Here is a 19,085-nt window from a genome sequence, read left to right on the forward strand (position 1 = left end):
CGCGGACTTTGCTTTCGATCAAAGAATGCTCAGTGCATGTCGCTAGGCTTTGGGAGCATCGACCGAGGGGTGCATGCGAGAGAATGCTTCGGCGAAGACGACTGTCGATTGGCTAAATGTCGCTGACAGACAGGGGAACATGGAAGGATGTTCTTCCCCCTGTCTGCTCCTTCCGTCGAATTGACAGTGCGCTGATTGAAAGCGGAACCTGGCGCGACACTGGTTTGGGATGTGACGGAGCAGTCGGGGTTTTGGGAGGATAAGCATGGGCGAGGATCTATCCGGTCATCATGCCGACCGCATTCAGGCCGCGATCGCGTCCGACACGGCGGCGAGGTCCGCGCTGGTCGCCTCCTGGCGACGGTCTTCCAGCTTGCATCGGCTCAATCCGACCGATTGCAGCCCCCCACGCTATCTGACGGAGGCGGAATTGGGAGAGGTCCGGCAACATATCGAGCCACTCGTCCGGGCTGCTCAATCAAGTCTGGACCGGCTCTATCTTGCGGTGGGCGGCGTTGGATGCTGCGTTCTGCTCGCCCATCGCGACGGCGTTCCGGTCGAACGGCGCGGCGCGCCCGTGGATGACGAGACGTTTCATTCCTGGGGTCTGTGGACTGGTTCAGTCTGGAACGAGGAAAGCCAAGGCACCAATGGTATCGGCACTTGCCTGGTTGAACAGCGTGCGCTGACGATCCACCGCGACCAACATTTTCATACGCGCAACACCGGGCTGAGTTGCACCACCGCTCCAATCTACGATCACCAGGGAGAGCTTGCAGCCGCGCTTGATGTGTCCTCCTGCCGGGCCGACCTCACTGAAGCCTTTGCCAATCTTATTTCGATGGCCGTGGTCGATGCCGCGCGTCGGATCGAGGCGGAGACCTTCAAGATGGCATTCCCCAAGGCACGAATCCTTCTGGCGCCGGTGCCCGACAAGGGTTCCGGCGCGTTGATCGCCGTTGACGCCGACGGCCTCGTGGTCGGTGCGACACGTTCGGCTCGCCTGGCGCTTGGAATTACGCAACGGTGTTTCGACAAGCCAATGCCCGCAGCCGATCTGCTCGGCTGGGCCGAGGACGGCCCCGAAGTCCTCGCCGAGGCGGAGCGTGGCGTCCTGCAGCGGGCGCTGGCGCGGGCGGACGGAAATGTCTCGGCCGCGGCCCAGGCGCTCGGCATCAGCCGCGCGACGCTTCACCGCAAGCTCAACCGCCTGGACGTCCACAGGTCTCACTGACCATTCGAATCCTCGCGTGAGTGTCGCAATTCTGCGACACATCCCGTCCGCGCACCGTCCCCGACGCAGTGACAATGGCGATGGGAGATCGCAAGTCTCTTTCCAAGCGTCGCAACCCGCGACGTCAGCTTCGGGAGGAAGACACATGAACAAGGTTGAATTTTCACGTCCCGTAAAGGCGCCCTTCGACAGGCGCTACGGCAATTTCATCGGCGGCAAATGGGCCGAGCCGCACTCCGGTCGCTACTTCGAGAACTTCTCACCGGTGAACGGTCAGCTGCTGTGCGAGGTGGCGCGATCAGATGCCCACGACATCGAGGCGGCCCTGGACGCGGCCCATGCCGCCAAGGACGCCTGGGGGCGCACCAGTGTGGCGGAGCGCTCGCTTATCCTCAACCGCATCGCCGACCGTATGGAAGAGAACCTCGATCTCCTCGCATGCGCCGAAACCTGGGACAACGGCAAGCCGATCCGCGAAACGACTGCCGCCGACCTGCCGCTCGCCATTGATCATTTCCGCTATTTCGCCGGCGCCGTGCGCGGACAAGAAGGCAGCCTTTCGCAGATCGACGACGACACAGTTGCCTATCATTTCCACGAGCCGCTCGGCGTGGTCGGCCAGATCATCCCCTGGAACTTCCCGCTGCTGATGGCATGCTGGAAGCTTGCTCCTGCACTTGCCGCCGGAAACTGCGTGATCCTGAAGCCTGCCGAGCAGACACCGGCCGCCATCTTGCTGTGGGCCGATCTTGTCGGCGACCTGCTGCCTCCGGGCGTGCTCAACATCGTCAACGGCTTCGGCCTCGAGGCCGGCAAGCCGCTCGCGTCCTCGCCGCGTATTGCCAAGATCGCCTTTACCGGCGAGACCACGACGGGCCGGCTGATCATGCAATATGCCAGCCAGAACCTGATCCCCGTCACGCTCGAACTGGGTGGCAAGTCGCCCAACATCTTCTTCAAGGACGTTGTCGCCGAAGATGACGACTTCTTCGACAAGGCGATCGAAGGCTTCGTCATGTTCGCGCTGAACCAGGGCGAAGTCTGCACCTGTCCAAGCCGCGCGCTCATCCATGAATCGATCTACGATATCTTCATGGAACGTGCCCTCAAGCGCGTCGAGGCGATCGTGCAGGGCGATCCGCTCGATCCGGCAACGATGATCGGTGCCCAGGCCTCGTCCGAGCAGTTGGAAAAGATCCTGTCCTACATCGACATCGGCCGCCAAGAAGGCGCCGAACTACTGACCGGCGGCGAGCGCAATGTTCTGCCTGGTGATCTGGCCGGCGGCTACTACGTCAAGCCGACGGTGTTCAAAGGTCACAACAAGATGCGCATCTTCCAGGAAGAGATATTCGGGCCGGTGGTTTCGGTCACCACCTTCAAGGATGACGACGAAGCGCTGGCAATTGCCAACGACACGCTCTACGGCCTCGGCGCCGGTGTCTGGACCCGTGACAGCAACCGCGCCTACCGGTTCGGCCGCGCGATCCAGGCCGGCCGGGTCTGGACCAACTGCTACCACGCCTATCCCGCGCATGCGGCCTTTGGCGGCTACAAGCAGTCCGGCATCGGTCGCGAGACGCACAAGATGATGCTCGATCACTACCAGCAGACCAAGAACATGCTGGTTAGCTATAGCCCGAAAAAGCTCGGCTTCTTCTGATCGCCGCTTTGACTCACTGGCGCGGCTCCGTGACGGGCCGCGCCAAAGGAAATCGGAAATCAACATGCGAGCGAAGGTCCACCGCGACACCGGCAACCCTTGAACTGATCGCCGAAATCGTCGCCGACCACGGCCCGGTGCTGTTTCATCAATCCGGCGGCTGCTGTGACGGCTCTTCGCCTATGTGCGATCGGCAATGCGCCCTTCTATATCGGCTCGCCGCAATTCGCGGCCTGGAAGCATCTCATCATCGACGTTGTGCCTGGCCGCGGCGGCATGTTCTCGCTCGACAATGGACGGGAGAAGCGGTTCCTGACGCGGTCGACTATCTGCGCCGTTCCGATGTGATTGTGCATCGGGCTGCTTGCTGTTTGTCCTGGCGCAACGAGCATCTCGCAAAGCCGATGCAACATGTCCGCTTGCAAACGCGGGCAAAGCGTCATGAAACGCAAACTCACCGACGACGCCACTATGGACGAAATAATGCACGATTTTCCAGCGGCCATCCGCGTCGTGCTCCAGCACGGCATGCTTTGCGTCGGCTGCCCGATCGCTTCATTCCACACCGTTTCCGACGCGGCACGGGAGCATCATCTGAACGAGGAGCAACTCAGCAGCGATTTGCAGGCCGCGATCGAAAACACCGACTGAGGCTAGCTTTTCTCTACGCGGCCTTCCGCGATCAGCAGGAGCCGGTGAGGTTCGACCACGGTCACCTTCTGGCGCCCGCTTTTGACCAATCCCTGCTCTTCCCATGCCGAGAGCAGCCGGCTCACCGTATGGAGCGTCGTTCCCGTCATCTCGGCGATGTCCTGGCGTGAGATCGGGAAGTCGATCAGAATCCCTTCCTCGGTCTTCCTGCCCGTCTGCTTGACCAGCTTGAGCAGGGCGTGGGCGACGCGCTGATCCACCTGCTCGGTCGACATCTCGATGACCCGGGTATGAGCGTCCTGCAACCTGCTGCCGACGGTCTTGTAAGTGTTGGCGCTGAAGCTCGGGAAATCCATTGCGAATGTCGGCCATAGCTGGCTTGGCCAGGCAAGAGCCACGCAATCGACGGCAGCGATCGCATTTGCCGGATAGGTGGTGCGGCCCAGCGCATGGGCGATACCCATCAACTCACCCGGACTGATGTAGCGCACAATTACCTCCCGGCCGTCAGGCATCGATCTCACGACGCGCACATGTCCGTCGAGCAGCAGGAAAAAGGAATGTGCTTCCTGCTCCTGCTCGAATACAGGTTGGTCCTTGGCAATCCGGAGCGATCTGGCCTGTCCGACTATGCGGTCGAGATCCGTGACGGCCACGCCCTCAAAGGCAAAAAGCCCGGCAATCAGCGAGCGATCGAGGTTAGCCAACTCTGTCCCCTCCCGAATCCGACTATCTGCAAGGCACCCAACCGGTCTGGTAGAGAGTGTTCCCATGCCGACAGGCGGGCGGCAAGGGGGCACGTGCATTGTGACGTGCATGGGCGACGCCGCATGGGAACCCAAGCGCTTTTTTTGCTCAAGAGTTTGCGCCAGCGCAAATCGCCAAATCGTCCGGCGGCTTAGAAAGGAGCACGGTCGACGCCGTGACGAACTCAAGAAAGGACTTCCCTATGAAACTGCCTCTGATTGCCGCGGCCATCGCCCTGCTTACCATAGCCGGCTCCGCAAATGCCGAAGAACACGTGGTCCAAATGCTGAACAAGGGAGAGAAAGGCTCGATGGTGTTCCAGCCTGCCTTTATCCGGGCGGTACCTGGAGACACGATCAAGTTCGTGCCGACCGACAAGTCCCACAATGCCGAGATCATTAAGGGAATGATCCCGGACGGTGCTGAACCGTTCAAGGGGAAAGCCAGTGAGGAAATAACGGTCACCCTTACCAAGGAAGGGGTCTACGGTGTCAAATGCGCCCCGCACTACGGCATGGGCATGGTTGCGCTGATCGTCGTCGGCAAGCCCATCAATCTTGAAGCGGCGGAAGCCGTCAAGCAGATCGGAAAAGCCAAACCTGTATTCGCCGACCTGTTCGCCGAAGCAACCAAGGTCACTGCTAACTGACCCGTTCTTCATGGATGCCGCTCCGGTTCGCAATGTTCCGGAGCCAGAGGCCGGACGGATCGGGGAGGGTCTGTTCGGCCTGTTTTATTTGGCACTGCGCGCCGCGGCGTCGCTTCGCTGCACAGCATCCCTAAACCAGAGACCTGCGAAAGACATTGGATTTGCGCTAACGCAAAGACTTGACCAGTGCGCAGTTTATTCTGAGCCCATCAAGTAGCGATAGCCAAGGAGATGGAAATGCTCACGAGACGCGAAGCTTTGTTAGGATCTGTCCTTACCGCCGCCGCTGCCGCGGCCGTTGTCGCAATGCCGGCAGTGGCGAGCTCGAAGGAAGTCGCGGGATTGCCGCGCGAAAAGGTCACCCTGGTGGCGCCGCCATTTGTCCACGCTCACGAGCAGGTGGCCAAGGGCGGTCCAAAAGTCGTCGAATTCACCATGACGATCGAAGAAAAGCCGATCGTCATCGATGCCGATGGAACGCAGCTCAATGCCATGACCTATAATGGCTCAATTCCCGGCCCTCTGATGGTTGTGCATCAAGACGACTATATCGAGCTCACGCTAATCAACCCCGACACGAACACGCTTGCCCACAACATCGACTTTCACGCAGCTACCGGGGCTCTCGGCGGCGGCGGGCTGACGCTGATCAATCCCGGCGAGCAAGTCACGCTGCGCTTCAAGGCCACCCGCACCGGCACGTTCGTCTACCATTGCGCGCCCGGCGGCGCGATGATCCCGTGGCACGTCGTGTCGGGGATGAGCGGTGCGGTGATGATATTGCCTCGGGACGGCCTCAAGAACGACAAGGGCGACCCTATCCGCTATGACCACATCTACTACATCGGCGAAAACGACTTCTACATCCCGCGCGACGAGCAGGGGAAATTCAAGAAGTACGACTCGGCCGGCGACAATTACGACGACACCGTCAAGGTCATGCGCGGGCTGATCCCGACCCATGTCGTGTTCAACGGCAAGGCAGGATCGCTGACCGGCGCGAACGCCATGAAGGCCAAGGTCGGCGAAACCGTTCTGATCGTCCATTCCCAGGCCAATCGCGATACCCGACCTCACCTGATCGGCGGTCATGGCGATTATGTCTGGGAACAGGGCAAATTCGCGAACCCGCCGTCCAAGGATCTGGAAACATGGTTCATCCGTGGCGGGTCGGCAGGTTCGGCACTCTACACCTTCCTGCAGCCGGGCATCTATGCCTATGTAAACCACAATCTGATCGAGGCAGTCGAACTCGGAGCGACCGCGCACTTCACGGTCGAAGGAACCTGGGACGACGATCTGATGATGCAGGTCGAAGCGCCCAAGGCAATTGCCTCGTAGACGGAGATCCGATCCTCGGTGCAACCCCGGCAAAGCCGAAGGGTTGCACTCGCGGCGGACTTGATGCCATGTCCTTCGATCCTGTCTTCACCTTCGGAACAATTGGAGCTGCCGCGCTGATAGGTCTCGGCATGAACCATGCGCTCGACAATTCCTTGGAGGTCCCGCCACCGGTAGCCATGAGCGACGTGGTGGTCCTCGGGCCCGGCAGTTTCGATCATCCACAGCCGGGCGAATTCCTCCAGAAGAACCACTCCGTCGCGGCGCCTGTCGCGCGGGAGTCCATCAATGCTCCACTGGAGATCATGAAATACCAGGTGAGCCTGTCCGACTATGAGCACTGCGTGGCGGACGGCGCCTGCAAGCTGGCCGACCCGCGCAAGATCGGCAACGTTCCGGTCACAGGCGTCAGCCACATCGATGCCGAAGCCTATGCGACGTGGCTTTCAGCCCGCACGGGCGAGACATGGCGGCTGCCGACGGACGTCGAGTGGGCGTATGCCGCCGGCGAACGGTTCCGGGGCGACATAGAGAGTGATGAAAGCGACCCGAACAACCCGGCGCTGCGCTGGCTCGCTCAATACCGCATCGAAACGGCGCTCGGACGCAAGCCGGATCCTGAACCAAGGGTCCAGGGGGACTTTGGTATCAACTCCAAGGGAGTGGCGGACGTTGCCGGCAACATCTGGGAATGGACGTCGACGTGCTACATCCATGCAACCATGGCCAGCGACGGCGTGGGCGTTGTGAGTTCGATAGACAATTGCGGAGTGCATGTTGTGGAAGGCTTCCACCGCACTTACATGTCGAACTTCATCCGCGACGGCAAGAGCGGCGGCTGCGCGGTTGGAACCCCGCCCGACAATCTGGGTTTCCGGCTGGTCCGCGATCGGCCCAGTCTTGTGCAAGCTACCCTTCGGCGCCTCGGATTATCCTGACAACATAGACAAGAGTCATGATGACATCGAAATCAGCTTTGACAGATCGGGCGCGCCCCGTCGCGGAACAGCCTTTGGACCATGCTGGCGTCGATCGGGGGTCAATTGGAAAACTAGTCCGCGAGTTCTATGCCAAGATCAGGAGCAACGAGCGGCTCGGGCCGATTTTCGCACGCGAGATCACCGGCGACTGGGAGCCCCACCTGGAGAAAATGACGGACTTCTGGAGTTCGGTCATCCTGAAAAGCGGCGACTATCACGGACGGCCGGTGCCGGCGCACCTCAAGCTCAAGGATGTTACCGAGGACGACTTCGAGATCTGGCTGGCCCTGTTCGGCCGGACGGCAGCCGACCTCTTTGCCCCCGAAACGGCGGCGGTGTTTGTCGATCGCGCCGAACGGATAGCGACAAGCTTGAAGCTCGCGATGTTCTTTCGCCTCACCCCCGCCGCGACCGACGGCAGCCAATAGGCTGGTTTTGGCGAAACAGGGCCGGCACTTCAAAGGCCAGTGCCGGGTTTGATTTTGCGCAAGGAAATTGTCCTCGGAATTCGTAATTTCCTTGCATGGCTCTCAATCTCTTCGTCGGCACGATCGTCATAAGCCTGACGGTCCTGGTTCACACTTTTGGCCTGATGGCCGTTACCCATGCGATGGGGCACCTGGTCGCCAGATTTCGTATGCACGGACGCCGCAGCCGTATCGTCGCAATGATCAGCGTGGTGATGGGGCTCTTTGCCGTCATGACCGCGGAGGTCTGGCTCTGGGCGGGGTTATACAGGCTGCTTGATATCTTCGCCGATTTCGAAACCGCACTGTATTTTTCGACCATTACCTTTTCGACCGTCGGTTATGGCGACATCGTGCCCGCTCACGAGTGGCGTGTCCTGGCGGCGCTCGAGGGCGTGAACGGATTCCTGCTTATCGGCTGGTCGACCGCCTATCTTATTGCGGCAGGCACCCGCATCGGTCCGTTCAAGGCCGGCGAGCATTTCTGACCCAAGGCGATAATTCAGACCGCGGCCGAATGCTTGGCTTTGCCGGCTTCGAAATATTTATCGAACTTCGCCGCGATGCTTCTGACAAAGGGGCGACTTTCCGCCGGCACGACGAAACTGTCGCCATCAAGCTCGAGCAACCGCGCAGGATCATGGAGGGCTGTTGTACTTGCCTTGCTGAGAAGGCTTTGGCCGGCTTGGCCGAAGCGCTCAACCAACTCGATCGCCGAGAAGGCGAAGTCACACATCAGCCGCTCGATTACCCAGCCGCGTACGCGGTCGTCGTCGGAAAGCTCGATACCCCGCACAGCGGACAGCCCTCCCGCTTCAACCAGGCGTGCATATTCGCTGGTCGAAGGCATGTTCTGTGCATAGCCCTGCCGAAACTGGCTGATTGATGACGGCCCGAGCCCGATCAATGTTTCGCAGCGATCCTCCGTGTAGCCCTGAAAGTTCCGGCGCAGAGTTCCTGCGCGGGCTGCAAGCGCCAGGGCATCGCCCGGTTTGGCGAAATGGTCGAGGCCGATTGCTTCGTATCCCCGGTCCACGATCACCCGTGCCGCCAGCTGCGATTGAGCAAACCGCTCCGCGGGACCGGGCAGCCACGCCTCGTCGATCATCGTTTGGTGTTTCTTGAACCAGGGCACATGCGCGTAGCCGAAGAGTGCCATTCTGTCCGGTTCCAGAGTCAGCGCCTGCGCCACGGTGGAACAGACACTCTCCCTGGTCTGATGCGGCAACCCGTAAAGCAGGTCCAGATTGACCGATTCGACGCCGCGCGAACGAACGCCGTCGACGACCGCCTTGGTCTGCAGGAAGCTTTGCTCGCGGTTGATCGCTTTCTGCACTTTCGGTTCGAAATCCTGCACGCCGAGACTCGCTCGCGTCATGCCTATTTCGGCGAGCGCATCAAGGCGTGCTTCGTCCATATCATTGGGTTCGATTTCGACGCTGATCTTGGCGTCGGGAAGAAAATCGAAGCTGTTACGCAAGACGGTTGCCAGCGCAACCATGTCGTCTGGCTTGAGCATCGTCGGCGAACCACCGCCGAAATGAACTGCCCGCACGCGACCTTTGCCTGCGACAAGACTGGCGACTGTGACGATCTCGGCATGCAGTGAGCGGAGATAGATCCTCACCGGTTCATAGTGGCGGGTCTGCTTCGTATGGCAGGCACAGAACCAGCAAAGCTTATCGCAGTAGGGAATGTGCAAATAGAGCGAGATCTCGTCACCGCTGTCGAGTGCCTGCATCCAGCCACGACAAACGGCGGCATCAACGCCTGGATGGAAATGCGGCGCGGTCGGGTAGCTGGTATAGCGTGGAACGTTCTCACCGAGCCTGGCAACGAATTCTGGCCGCATGTCGCTATCCGATCCTCTTTGCATGCGCGACACTGGTCACTTTGGTCGCCGGCGGCCTTGATTTCGGTCAAGGCCTCGCAGACAAACTGCCGCAAGGCTTTTTTCTCCGCCGATGCTACGTTGCCGGCACATGGAACCCATTGGACGATCAAGATGACGGTGCGCCAGGACGTTCACAGTGCCGGCATTCCAGTGCTTTGCCAGTCGTGCGAGGCACGGCATCGCGGCGTTTGCGGCGCACTCGATCCCGAGCAATTGGTGGGGCTCGCCAAGACCTCGTCCAAACAACAGGTCAAACCGGGCATGGAGTTGATCGGTGACGCAGAGACCGTCGACTGCTATTCCAATGTGCTTTCCGGCGTGGTGAAGCTCACCAAGAGCCTTTCGGATGGACGCCAGCAGATTGTTGGCCTGCAGTTCGCTCCCGATTTCCTGGGCAGGCCCTTCAAGGCGGAAAGTGCGATCAACGCCGAGGCCGCAACCACCGTTTCCTTGTGTTCGTTTCCGAAGGCCGCCATCGAGCGCATGATGAAGGAATCGCCAGAGCTCGAGCATCGTCTCTTCAAGCAGACGCTCAATGAACTGGACGAAGCACGCGACTGGATGGTGACGCTGGGGCGCAAGAGTGCATCGGAAAAGGTGGCGAGCTTTCTCCTGATGATCGCCAAAAATATCGATCCCGCAGTTGACGCGGCGGCCGAGTCGACAAGCTTTGACCTGCCGCTGACACGCGCCGACATCGCCGATTTCCTCGGCTTGACGATCGAGACGGTCAGCCGCCAACTGACCAGGCTGCGAACAGACAGCGTAATTCGGATCGACAACAACCGGCACGTGACTGTGGAGAACATGAGCCGGCTGGAACGCCGCTCCGGCGCCTAACCGGCATCGACGACCCCGATCAGCGGCAGGACGTGCTCGCGTTCGAAGGCGATATGCCGGCGCAAGCCTTCGAAGAAGCCACGCAACATGAAGCCGATAGCCTCGGCATTCTCGACTGTCTCGCCATGGCCGATGGCCAGCAGGATTTCAGTCACCTCGCCGGCAAAGCATTCGTCCTCGACATGTTCGGCACGCAATCGACGAATTGAAGCACGGTTGGCATCGCTGCTGGTCGAAGCAGCCTCGTAGACCGGAAAGATGACCGTCTCTTCGTATTGGTGAACGTTGCGTAATAGCGGAACGATCGCATTGGCTGCAGCCAGACATGACAGGCAGTCGACCCTGGGCAGGGTGTCGGCTATTCTTTCCAAGGCATCGCAGAGCTGCAGCTTTTCCTGATGCGCACGTTTCATCAGCGTCGCCGGGACCGCTTCTCTGTCAGATCGAACTGTCAGTATCGAGCCGTCGCGGCTCGTTTCGAACAGCGTCGATCCCGGCTCCCTCTCCCTGTTCAATAACAGTCTCCTGATCGTTTGCGCGAGCAACGCTGCCCAATCCAAAAACAAATGGCTTTGACATGGATCAAGGCGGCGACAACGCGACTGCTGAATTGGTGTCAAGCGGATTGGCGTCCGCGCATCGGTATCGGAGGTCGGGGACAGGTCATGAAGTTCGGCACGCAAATCTTCGCTTTGGGCCTGTTCACATTCGGGGCTCTTGTGGCAGCCGGGTTCGGTGCGGACGAGCCATTCCGGCAGCATATGTGGGTGCTGTTTTTTGTGCTGCTCGGCTTTGTCGCCATCCTCATCCGCAACACGAATTTCAAGGTCGCCGCTCCGATCGACCCGTCCGCCTATATGGATGGGCCAATCCGCTATGGCGCCATCGCCACCATGTTTTGGGGTGTCGTCGGTATGCTGGTCGGCGTCGTCATTGCGTTGCAGCTTGCCTACCCCGATCTCAACATTCAGCCCTGGTTCAACTTCGGCCGTCTGCGGCCATTGCATACGTCGGGCGTCGTCTTCGCCTTCGGCGGCAATGCGCTGCTCTGCACGTCCCTCTATGTCGTCCAGCGCACCTGCCGCGCCCGCCTATTCGGCGGCGATCTCGGTTGGTTCGTGTTTTGGGGCTACCAGCTCTTCATCGTTATGGCCGCGACCGGCTACCTGCTCGGCATCACCGAGAGCCGCGAATACGCCGAGCCCGAATGGTATGTGGATATCTGGCTGACCATCGTCTGGGTCGCCTATCTGATCCTGTTCCTGGGCACGATCCTGAAACGCAAGGAGCCGCATATCTACGTCGCCAACTGGTTTTACCTCTCCTTCATCGTCACCATCGCGATGCTGCATGTGGTCAACAACCTGTCGATGCCGGCCTCATTCCTGGGATCCAAGAGCTACTCCGCCTTTTCCGGGGTCCAGGACGCCCTGACGCAATGGTGGTACGGCCACAATGCCGTTGGCTTCTTCCTGACCGCCGGCTTCCTAGGCATGATGTATTATTTCGTGCCCAAGCAGGCAAACAGGCCGGTCTATTCCTACCGCCTGTCGATCGTCCATTTCTGGGCAATCATCTTTCTCTACATCTGGGCCGGACCGCATCACCTGCACTACACCGCCCTGCCCGATTGGGCGCAGACGCTCGGCATGGTGTTTTCGATCATGCTGTGGATGCCGTCATGGGGCGGCATGATCAACGGCCTGATGACGCTGTCGGGCGCCTGGGACAAGCTACGCACCGATCCGATCATCCGCATGATGGTGATGGCCATTGCCTTCTACGGAATGTCGACCTTCGAAGGTCCGATGATGTCGATCAAGGCGGTCAACTCGCTGTCGCATTATACCGACTGGACAATCGGACACGTCCATTCGGGCGCACTCGGCTGGGTCGGCATGATCTCGTTCGGCGCGCTCTATTACATGGTGCCGAAGCTCTGGAACCGTAACCGTCTCTATTCGCTGCGGCTGGTCACCTGGCACTTCTGGCTGGCGACACTCGGGATCGTCGTCTACGCCTCGGTCATGTGGGTGTCGGGCATCATGCAGGGCCTGATGTGGCGCGAATACGACGAGCAGGGCTTCCTGGTCTACTCCTTCGCCGAAACGGTCGCCGCCATGCACCCCTACTATGTGATGCGCGCAATCGGTGGAGCCATGTACCTCTCCGGCGCCCTGATCATGGCCTGGAATATCGCCATGACCATCCTTGGATACCAGCGCGAGGAAGAGCCGATGCCCGGCTCCGTTCCCGCCCTTCAGCCTGCCGAATAAGGAGCCAGAAAATGGGCTTGATGGACAAACACGCGCTGATCGAGAAGAACGCCACGCTTCTTCTCGTAGGTTCACTTCTCGTCGTCACCGTGGGTGGCATCGTCGAGATCGCACCTCTCTTCTACCTCGACAATACGATCGAGAAGGTCGAAGGCATGCGGCCCTACTCGCCGCTCGAGCTCGTCGGGCGCAACATCTATGTGCGTGAGGGATGCTATCTCTGCCATAGCCAGATGATCCGCCCGTTCCGTGACGAGGTCGAGCGCTATGGGCATTACAGCCTGGCGGCCGAGNCTCCGACGACATGGTCGCACACGCGAACGCCGATTTGATGGCGCAGTCCGATCCCAACGCCGACACCTCCGGCCTCGAGGCCCGCTACCCAAAAGCCAAGACCGGCGACTTCGACGGCAACCCGCAACAGGTGACGGAGATGGACGCGCTGGTCGCCTACCTGCAGATGCTCGGCACGCTGGTCGATTTCAAGAATTATGACGAAGCCGCCGGCTACCGCTGAGGAGTTTTATCCATGGATTACAATTTGATGCGAGAGTTCGCCGACAGCTGGGGGCTGGTCGCCATGGCCCTTTTCTTTGTCGGCGCGATCGCCTTTGCCCTACGCCCCGGCAGCCGCAAGCTTGCCGACGAAGCTGCCCGGATTCCCCTTGAGGACGAGTGATCATGAGCGACGAGCACATCGATGAAATCTCTGGCGTTTCGACCACCGGCCACGAATGGGATGGCATCCGTGAGTTGAACAACCCGCTTCCGCGCTGGTGGGTGATAACGTTCTACATCACGATTGTCTGGGCGATTGGATACACCGTCGCCTATCCGGCATGGCCTTTGCTGCATTCGGCAACGAAGGGCGTTCTCGGCTATTCGAGCCGCAACGAAGTCAAGAACGAGCTGTCGGCGGCTGACGCGGCGAAGGGAAAATATGTCGCCGCGATAGAATCGAAGAGTGTTTCGGAGATCGCGGCAGACGATACGCTACGCGAATTCGCCGTCGCCGCAGGTGGCGCCGCGTTCAGGGTCAATTGCGTCCAGTGCCATGGTTCCGGCGCCCAGGGCTCCAAGGGCTTCCCCAACCTCAATGACGACGACTGGCTGTGGGGCGGTAAGGCGGATCAGATCCAACAGACGGTCACGCATGGCATCCGCTTCGCTTCCGATCCGGATACGCGCCTTTCGGAAATGCCGGCCTTTGGCGACATCATCACCGCCGACCAGATCAAACAGGTCAGCGCCTATGTGGCCAGCCTGTCCGAAACCGTTGGCGATCAATCGATGTTGGCGCCTGGCGCCAAGGTTTTTGCGGAAAACTGCGTGGCCTGTCACGGTGACAATGCAAAGGGCAACAAGGAGCTCGGCGCCCCGGATCTGACCGATGCCATCTGGCTCTACGGATCGGGCGAAGCGGCCATCGCCGCCCAGGTCACAACGCCGAAACAAGGCGTGATGCCGGCCTGGGGCGCGCGCCTGGGCGAAACCAGGGTCAAGGAACTGGCGGTCTACGTGCATTCGCTCGGCGGTGGAGAATAGGAACGGGGGTCTATTCTCCGGCCCTCACCGCCCAAGCGACGAGGCCCGGCTCTGCCGGGCCTCGATTTGTTTTCGTCTGCCCCGGCGATTGACCTGCATCAACGCGGCGCAATCCGGTGGGCGGCACAATACGGTCGACGATGTATTTCGCGCATCTGCCTGCGCCCAGTCAGGACAGTTGCCCGGCGAAATCACGAGCCGCGCGACGGGAGAAACCAGTGCTGGACAATACGCAGGTAGAACGGCTCGAAGCGGAGGCGGTCAACTCCGCCAAAGTGCGACAGCCGATGTATGCCGCGCGCAAGAAGATATTTCCGAAGCGGGCCACGGGGAATTTTCGCCAGTTCAAATGGCTGGTGATGGCGGTCACGCTTGGTATTTATTATCTAACGCCGTGGCTGCGCTGGGACCGTGGCCCGTTTGCCCCCGACCAGGCAGTGCTGCTCGATGTCGCCAACAGGCGTTTCTACTTCTTCTTCATCGAGATATGGCCGCAAGAATTCTACTATGTGGCAGGCCTTCTGGTCATGGCTGGCGTCGGTCTTTTCCTGATCACGTCGACTGTCGGTCGTGCCTGGTGCGGCTACGCATGCCCGCAGACAGTATGGGTCGATCTGTTTCTGGTGGTCGAGCGGGCCATCGAGGGCGATCGGAATGCACGCATCAAGCTCGATGCCGCTTCCTGGAGCCCCCGCAAGCTCGCACTGCGGGTATCGAAACACGCCATCTGGCTGATCATAGGTGCGGCGACCGGCGGCGCCTGGATCTTCTATTTCGCCGATGCGCCGACCCTGCTCGGCGAACTCTTCACTTGCACGGCGGCTCCTGTCGCCTACATCACCGTCGCCGTGCTGACGGCGACGACCTACACGTTCGGCGGGCTGATGCGCGAGCAGGTCTGCACGTATATGTGCCCGTGGCCGCGCATCCAGGCAGCCATGCTCGACGAAAGTTCGCTCACCGTCACCTACAATGACTGGCGCGGCGAACCGCGCACGCGTCATGCCAAGAAGGTCCAGGCCGCCGGACAGCCGGTCGGGGATTGCGTCGACTGCAATGCCTGCGTCGCTGTCTGCCCGATGGGGATCGACATTCGCGATGGCCAGCAGCTCGAATGCATCACCTGTGCGCTCTGCATCGACGCCTGCGATGGTGTCATGGACAAGCTTGGCAAGGAGCGTGGGCTGATCTCCTACGCGACCCTCTCCGACTACAACGCCAACATGATGTTGGCGACTGCGGGCGGCTCCGGTTCAGTCAATCCGTCGCTGGTCAGAACAGACAACGGCCTGTTTTCAGACAGGGTGGCTCATTTCCATATCCGCAAGATCTTTCGCCCGCGCACCTACGTCTACATGGCTATGTGGTCGTTGATTGGCCTGGGCCTGCTCTATTCGCTGCTGACGCGCGACCGCCTCGAGATCAATGTCCTGCACGATCGCAATCCGCAATTCGTGACGCTGTCCGACGGCTCCATCCGCAATGGCTATACCGTCAAGCTGCTGAACATGATCCCCGAACCAAGAACGGTCATCGTCACCATAGCAGGCTTGCCAGGCGCAGAGATGAGCATCGTCGGTGTCGACCTTCCCGCCGGTCGCTCTTTTGCGATCCAGGTCGAACCCGACCGGCTCAGGATGTTGAAGGTTTTTGTGCGCCTGCCTGCCGAGCAGATCCATGGCGAAGCGCAGACCTTCACTCTTCAGGTCGAAGACAAAGCGAGTTTCGAGTCGAGCGAATACACCGCCACCTTCAACGCGCCGGAGAAAGCCAGATGAACGCCACCACGCGAAGATCCCGCGAATTCACCGGCAGGAACATGTTGGCGATTATCCTTGCCTTCTTCGGGGTGGTCATCGCGGTCAATCTGGCGATGGCGACGCTTGCCAACACGAGCTGGACCGGCCTGGTCGTCGAAAACACCTATGTGGCGAGCCAGGAATTCAACAGGAAGGCCGAGGAAGGGCGCGCGCAGGCAGCCCTCGGCTGGACCGGCAAGCTGACCATCGCATGGGGCGAAGTCCGCTACAGCCTCACCGACGCCGCCGGCAAGCCGGTCCCCTTGCATGGCGTCAAGGTGCTGTTCCGCCATCCCGCTTACGAAAAAGAGGATGAGTCCATCAAGCTCGCCCTCGCCTCGGATCAGGAATTCGCCGCCCTGCACACGCCTAAGGATGGTGTCTGGATCGTCGAAGTCGACGCCGATGCCGGCCTGAAGGAACCTTTTCGCGACGTGCGCAGGATCATGATTTCCCATGGAGCGCTGAAATGAGCTGCTGTGCGCCGGGCGCCGAAATGGCGCTGGATCTGGTCGGCGCCACCTCGGTCCTGCCATCCAGCCAGGAAATCAGGCTGGCAAGCCGATCTCTTGGCGATGATCTTCGTCAGACCGACCTTTCCGTACCGACTGTTCACTGCGGCGCCTGCATCCAGACCATAGAGACGGCGTTGGGGAAACTCGATCACGTCGAGGCCGCTCGCGTCAACCTGTCAACGAAGCGGGTTTCGGTCCGGTGGCGCGGGGACGAGGTTCCACCGTTCGTCACCGTGCTTGAGAGGCTAGGTTATCAAGCTCACCTGTTCGAGACCGAGATCGATGCAAAGGACAAGACGCTCTCGGAGCTTATCCGCGCCGTCGCTGTTGCGGGCTTCGCGGCGGGTAACATCATGCTGCTTTCGGTCTCGGTCTGGTCCGGTGCCGAAGGCGCGACACGCGACCTGTTCCACTGGGTCTCAGCGCTGATTGCCATCCCCGCACTCGCCTTCGCCGGCGGCATCTTCTTCCGCTCGGCCTGGAATGCGTTGCGCCACGGTCGCATGAACATGGACGTGCCGATCGCGGTGGGGGTCTCGCTCGCTTACGCAATGAGCCTCTATGAGACGATCAACCATGGCGATCACGCCTATTTCGACGCGTCGGTGTCGCTGCTGTTCTTCCTGTTGATCGGCAGGACGCTGGATCACGTCATGCGGGAGCGCGCCCGCACCGCCGTGAAGGGCCTGTCGCAGCTGGCCGCGCGTGGCGCCATGGTGCTGCGCGCCGACGGCGCGCGCGACTACCTGCCGGTTGGCGAGATCGAACCGGAAATGCTCCTGCTGATCGCGGCAGGCGATAGGATACCCGTCGACGGCGAGATCATCCAAGGGGCGTCGGATCTCGACTGCTCGCTGGTTTCCGGCGAGAGCAACCCCCGAAGCGTAACGCCAGGCGAACCCGTGCAGGCTGGCGTGCTCAACTTTACCGGCTCGCTGACGATCAAGGCGACAGCCGCCGCGAAGGATTCGTTCCTGGCGGAAATGGTTCGGATGATGGAAGCTGCCGAGGGCGGCCGGGCACATTATCGCCGGATCGCCGATCGCGTTTCAGCGCTTTATGCCCCGGTGGTTCATCTTACCGCCTTCGTGACGTTCCTCGGCTGGATGGCGGCGACTGGCGACTGGCATCGGGCGATGACCATCGCCATTGCCGTTCTCATCATCACATGCCCATGCGCGCTCGGCCTCGCCGTGCCGATCGTTCAGGTGGTCGCCGCGCGGCGCCTGTTCGAGAACGGCATCATGGTCAAGGACGGTTCGGCCATGGAGCGCCTGGCGACGATCGATGCCGCGGTGTTCGACAAGACCGGAACGCTCACGCTCGGAAAGCCCCGGCTCGTCAATGCATCGTCGATCGATCCGGCCATGCTGGCCATTGCAGCCGACATGGCAGCGCATTCGCGCCACCCGTTTTCAAGAGCCATAGCCGGCTTTGCCGCGCCTGGCGGGCAGCGCAAATTCGATGCCGTCACCGAGCACCCGGGATTCGGCATCGAGGCCGCTGCCGCCGGAAACATCTGGCGGCTGGGTCGACGCGGATGGGCTGGATGGAAAGCCCGCACCGGCGGCGAAGGCCGACACGGCTATGGCGGGACGGTTCTGACAAAAGACGGGATCATCGTCGCGACCTTCGATTTCGAGGATGCGCCGCGTGCCGACGCCAGGGCAGCGATCGAGCGATTGAACGATGCCGGGGTGTCGGTGCGGATGCTGTCGGGGGATACGGCCGCCGCCTGCGGCGAAGTCTCGAAAATGCTGGGTATCGACGACTTCATTCCGTGCTTGCTGCCATCCGGCAAGGTCGAATGCATCGAGACCCTGGCAAGAGAGGGACAGCGGGTTCTGATGGTTGGCGACGGCCTCAACGACACGCCTGCACTGAGCGTCGCGCATGTGTCGATCGCGCCGGCCACCGCGGCCGACATCGGCCGCAATGCCGCCGATTTCGTATTCCTGCGTGAAAGCCTCGCGGCAGTGCCTCTCGCGCTGGACGTCTCGCGCAAGGCAGGGAGCCTGATCCGCCAGAACATCGCGATCGCCATCGTATACAATGCGGTCGCCGTTCCGATCGCCATTCTGGGACACGTCACGCCTCTGATCGCTGCGATCGCCATGTCGGCCTCATCGCTGCTTGTCATCGGAAATGCGCTGCGTCTGCAAGGCTTCGTGTCGAACGGACAGGCGCAAAGCTCTCGACAGGACGGGCGCCACGGTATCAGCAGCCAATTGGCACAACCCCGATGACGACTCTTTCCTACCTCATACCCGTGGCCCTCTTCCTTGGCGCCCTTGGACTTGGGGGCTTTCTGTGGGCCTTGAGAAGCGGTCAATATGAAGATCTCGATGGAGCCGCAGAACGGATCCTGATCGATGGCGACGACAAGCCGCAAGGCTGACTCGGGCGCCGGGGTCGCTCAAACACCGCTGGGACCGGTGACCCAGATCAAAGCGCACAGCCCATAAATCTGGATAGTCAGGGATA

At 60.7% G+C, this 19,085-nt stretch carries 19 protein-coding genes and 2 pseudogenes; 18 read left to right on the forward strand and 3 right to left on the reverse strand.

The features are described 5' to 3' along the window. Positions 1-265 precede the first annotated feature (265 nt). The 4 genes and pseudogenes from X744_RS157205 (at position 266) to X744_RS157195 (ending at position 3,548) form a co-directional block, all read left to right on the forward strand. Complete coding sequence (locus X744_RS157205; RefSeq protein WP_023759192.1) at positions 266-1,234, forward strand: helix-turn-helix domain-containing protein; 969 nt, start codon at positions 266-268, stop codon at positions 1,232-1,234. Between the two features lie 145 nt (positions 1,235-1,379). Beyond that, a complete protein-coding gene (gene adh, locus X744_RS157200) occupies positions 1,380-2,897 on the forward strand; it encodes an aldehyde dehydrogenase (protein ID WP_023759193.1) in 1,518 nt (505 codons plus the stop codon). 29 nt (positions 2,898-2,926) lie between these two features. Further along, positions 2,927-3,245 (forward strand): annotated as a pseudogene (locus tag X744_RS01000000169610) (DUF779 domain-containing protein). A 93-nt stretch (positions 3,246-3,338) separates the two neighbouring features. Further along, positions 3,339-3,548 (forward strand): DUF1858 domain-containing protein, encoded by a 210-nt coding sequence (locus X744_RS157195; RefSeq protein WP_023759194.1) that lies wholly within the window; start codon positions 3,339-3,341, stop codon positions 3,546-3,548. Between the two features lie 2 nt (positions 3,549-3,550). Here the strand turns inward: X744_RS157195 and X744_RS157190 are convergent, their stop codons facing one another. Further along, positions 3,551-4,255, reverse strand: a complete 705-nt coding sequence (locus X744_RS157190) for a Crp/Fnr family transcriptional regulator (RefSeq protein ID WP_023759195.1) — start codon at positions 4,253-4,255, stop codon at positions 3,551-3,553. Between the two features lie 242 nt (positions 4,256-4,497). On the opposite strand from X744_RS157190, the gene X744_RS157185 reads away from it, so the two are divergent. From X744_RS157185 to X744_RS157165, 5 genes are all read left to right on the forward strand, one after another. Beyond that, positions 4,498-4,944 (forward strand): pseudoazurin, encoded by a 447-nt coding sequence (locus tag X744_RS157185; protein WP_023759196.1) that lies wholly within the window; start codon positions 4,498-4,500, stop codon positions 4,942-4,944. A gap of 237 nt (positions 4,945-5,181) precedes the next feature. Beyond that, positions 5,182-6,285: a copper-containing nitrite reductase gene (gene nirK / locus X744_RS157180; protein ID WP_023759197.1), complete on the forward strand. Its 1,104-nt coding sequence runs from the start codon at positions 5,182-5,184 to the stop codon at positions 6,283-6,285. A 68-nt stretch (positions 6,286-6,353) separates the two neighbouring features. Next, positions 6,354-7,223 carry an SUMF1/EgtB/PvdO family nonheme iron enzyme gene (locus tag X744_RS157175; RefSeq protein WP_023759198.1) on the forward strand — a complete coding sequence of 290 codons (870 nt, stop codon included), beginning with the start codon at positions 6,354-6,356 and terminating at the stop codon, positions 7,221-7,223. A 20-nt stretch (positions 7,224-7,243) separates the two neighbouring features. After that, positions 7,244-7,693 carry a group III truncated hemoglobin gene (locus tag X744_RS157170; protein WP_023759199.1) on the forward strand — a complete coding sequence of 150 codons (450 nt, stop codon included), beginning with the start codon at positions 7,244-7,246 and terminating at the stop codon, positions 7,691-7,693. 95 nt (positions 7,694-7,788) lie between these two features. Then, on the forward strand, positions 7,789-8,220 hold the full coding sequence (locus X744_RS157165) for a potassium channel family protein (protein WP_023759200.1): 432 nt from the start codon (positions 7,789-7,791) through the stop codon (positions 8,218-8,220). Between the two features lie 14 nt (positions 8,221-8,234). On the opposite strand, the gene hemN is transcribed toward X744_RS157165, so the two are convergent. Further along, positions 8,235-9,584, reverse strand: a complete 1,350-nt coding sequence (gene hemN, locus X744_RS157160; protein WP_023759201.1) for an oxygen-independent coproporphyrinogen III oxidase — start codon at positions 9,582-9,584, stop codon at positions 8,235-8,237. A 153-nt stretch (positions 9,585-9,737) separates the two neighbouring features. On the opposite strand from hemN, the gene X744_RS157155 reads away from it, so the two are divergent. Beyond that, on the forward strand, positions 9,738-10,466 hold the full coding sequence (locus X744_RS157155) for a Crp/Fnr family transcriptional regulator (protein ID WP_023759202.1): 729 nt from the start codon (positions 9,738-9,740) through the stop codon (positions 10,464-10,466). Here X744_RS157155 and X744_RS0136790 read toward each other — a convergent pair. Then, positions 10,463-10,879, reverse strand: a complete 417-nt coding sequence (locus X744_RS0136790) for a hemerythrin domain-containing protein (protein WP_023759203.1) — start codon at positions 10,877-10,879, stop codon at positions 10,463-10,465. The genes X744_RS157155 and X744_RS0136790 overlap by 4 nt on opposite strands. 252 nt (positions 10,880-11,131) lie before the next feature. Here X744_RS0136790 and ccoN point away from each other — a divergent pair, with 252 nt between their 5' ends. The 8 genes and pseudogenes from ccoN (at position 11,132) to ccoS (ending at position 18,999) form a co-directional block, all read left to right on the forward strand. Next, complete coding sequence (gene ccoN, locus X744_RS157150) at positions 11,132-12,742, forward strand: cytochrome-c oxidase, cbb3-type subunit I (protein ID WP_023759204.1); 1,611 nt, start codon at positions 11,132-11,134, stop codon at positions 12,740-12,742. Between the two features lie 11 nt (positions 12,743-12,753). Then, a pseudogene (locus tag X744_RS01000000169615) lies at positions 12,754-13,259 on the forward strand (cbb3-type cytochrome c oxidase subunit II). Positions 13,260-13,271: 12 nt separating this feature from the next. Beyond that, the gene (locus X744_RS157145) at positions 13,272-13,421 is read left to right on the forward strand and encodes a CcoQ/FixQ family Cbb3-type cytochrome c oxidase assembly chaperone (RefSeq protein WP_023759205.1); all 150 of its coding nucleotides are present in this window, start codon (positions 13,272-13,274) and stop codon (positions 13,419-13,421) included. Positions 13,422-13,423: 2 nt separating this feature from the next. Continuing rightward, positions 13,424-14,287 carry a cytochrome-c oxidase, cbb3-type subunit III gene (gene ccoP, locus X744_RS157140; protein WP_023759206.1) on the forward strand — a complete coding sequence of 288 codons (864 nt, stop codon included), beginning with the start codon at positions 13,424-13,426 and terminating at the stop codon, positions 14,285-14,287. Positions 14,288-14,505: 218 nt separating this feature from the next. Continuing rightward, positions 14,506-16,065, forward strand: coding sequence for a cytochrome c oxidase accessory protein CcoG (gene ccoG / locus X744_RS157135; protein WP_023759207.1), 1,560 nt, complete (start codon positions 14,506-14,508; stop codon positions 16,063-16,065). Further along, the gene (locus X744_RS157130) at positions 16,062-16,559 is read left to right on the forward strand and encodes a FixH family protein (RefSeq protein ID WP_023759208.1); all 498 of its coding nucleotides are present in this window, start codon (positions 16,062-16,064) and stop codon (positions 16,557-16,559) included. The genes ccoG and X744_RS157130 overlap by 4 nt, the downstream gene beginning before the upstream one ends. Further along, the gene (locus X744_RS157125; RefSeq protein WP_023759209.1) at positions 16,556-18,847 is read left to right on the forward strand and encodes a cation-translocating P-type ATPase; all 2,292 of its coding nucleotides are present in this window, start codon (positions 16,556-16,558) and stop codon (positions 18,845-18,847) included. The genes X744_RS157130 and X744_RS157125 overlap by 4 nt, the downstream gene beginning before the upstream one ends. After that, positions 18,844-18,999, forward strand: a complete 156-nt coding sequence (ccoS, locus tag X744_RS157120) for a cbb3-type cytochrome oxidase assembly protein CcoS (RefSeq protein ID WP_023759210.1) — start codon at positions 18,844-18,846, stop codon at positions 18,997-18,999. Before X744_RS157125 ends, ccoS begins: the two co-directional genes overlap by 4 nt. The last annotated feature ends 86 nt before the right edge of the window (positions 19,000-19,085 follow it).

This window comes from Mesorhizobium sp. LNHC252B00, from assembly GCF_000502955.1.
Taxonomy (GTDB): domain Bacteria; phylum Pseudomonadota; class Alphaproteobacteria; order Rhizobiales; family Rhizobiaceae; genus Mesorhizobium.

What these genes read in the sequence shown, in the direction of transcription:
- ccoS (WP_023759210.1), top strand. Translation starts at nt 18,844, where the DNA reads ATGACGACTCTTTCCTACCTCATACCCGTGGCCCTCTTCCTTGGCGCC.
- ccoN (WP_023759204.1), top strand. Translation starts at nt 11,132, where the DNA reads ATGAAGTTCGGCACGCAAATCTTCGCTTTGGGCCTGTTCACATTCGGG.
- adh (WP_023759193.1), top strand. Translation starts at nt 1,380, where the DNA reads ATGAACAAGGTTGAATTTTCACGTCCCGTAAAGGCGCCCTTCGACAGG.
- hemN (WP_023759201.1), bottom strand. Translation starts at nt 9,584, where the DNA reads ATGCGGCCAGAATTCGTTGCCAGGCTCGGTGAGAACGTTCCACGCTAT.
- X744_RS157155 (WP_023759202.1), top strand. Translation starts at nt 9,738, where the DNA reads ATGACGGTGCGCCAGGACGTTCACAGTGCCGGCATTCCAGTGCTTTGC.
- X744_RS157185 (WP_023759196.1), top strand. Translation starts at nt 4,498, where the DNA reads ATGAAACTGCCTCTGATTGCCGCGGCCATCGCCCTGCTTACCATAGCC.
- X744_RS157205 (WP_023759192.1), top strand. Translation starts at nt 266, where the DNA reads ATGGGCGAGGATCTATCCGGTCATCATGCCGACCGCATTCAGGCCGCG.
- nirK (WP_023759197.1), top strand. Translation starts at nt 5,182, where the DNA reads ATGCTCACGAGACGCGAAGCTTTGTTAGGATCTGTCCTTACCGCCGCC.
- X744_RS157175 (WP_023759198.1), top strand. Translation starts at nt 6,354, where the DNA reads ATGTCCTTCGATCCTGTCTTCACCTTCGGAACAATTGGAGCTGCCGCG.
- X744_RS157125 (WP_023759209.1), top strand. Translation starts at nt 16,556, where the DNA reads ATGAGCTGCTGTGCGCCGGGCGCCGAAATGGCGCTGGATCTGGTCGGC.
- X744_RS0136790 (WP_023759203.1), bottom strand. Translation starts at nt 10,879, where the DNA reads ATGAAACGTGCGCATCAGGAAAAGCTGCAGCTCTGCGATGCCTTGGAA.
- X744_RS157170 (WP_023759199.1), top strand. Translation starts at nt 7,244, where the DNA reads ATGACATCGAAATCAGCTTTGACAGATCGGGCGCGCCCCGTCGCGGAA.
- X744_RS157195 (WP_023759194.1), top strand. Translation starts at nt 3,339, where the DNA reads ATGAAACGCAAACTCACCGACGACGCCACTATGGACGAAATAATGCAC.
- X744_RS157165 (WP_023759200.1), top strand. Translation starts at nt 7,789, where the DNA reads ATGGCTCTCAATCTCTTCGTCGGCACGATCGTCATAAGCCTGACGGTC.
- ccoP (WP_023759206.1), top strand. Translation starts at nt 13,424, where the DNA reads ATGAGCGACGAGCACATCGATGAAATCTCTGGCGTTTCGACCACCGGC.
- X744_RS157130 (WP_023759208.1), top strand. Translation starts at nt 16,062, where the DNA reads ATGAACGCCACCACGCGAAGATCCCGCGAATTCACCGGCAGGAACATG.
- X744_RS157145 (WP_023759205.1), top strand. Translation starts at nt 13,272, where the DNA reads ATGGATTACAATTTGATGCGAGAGTTCGCCGACAGCTGGGGGCTGGTC.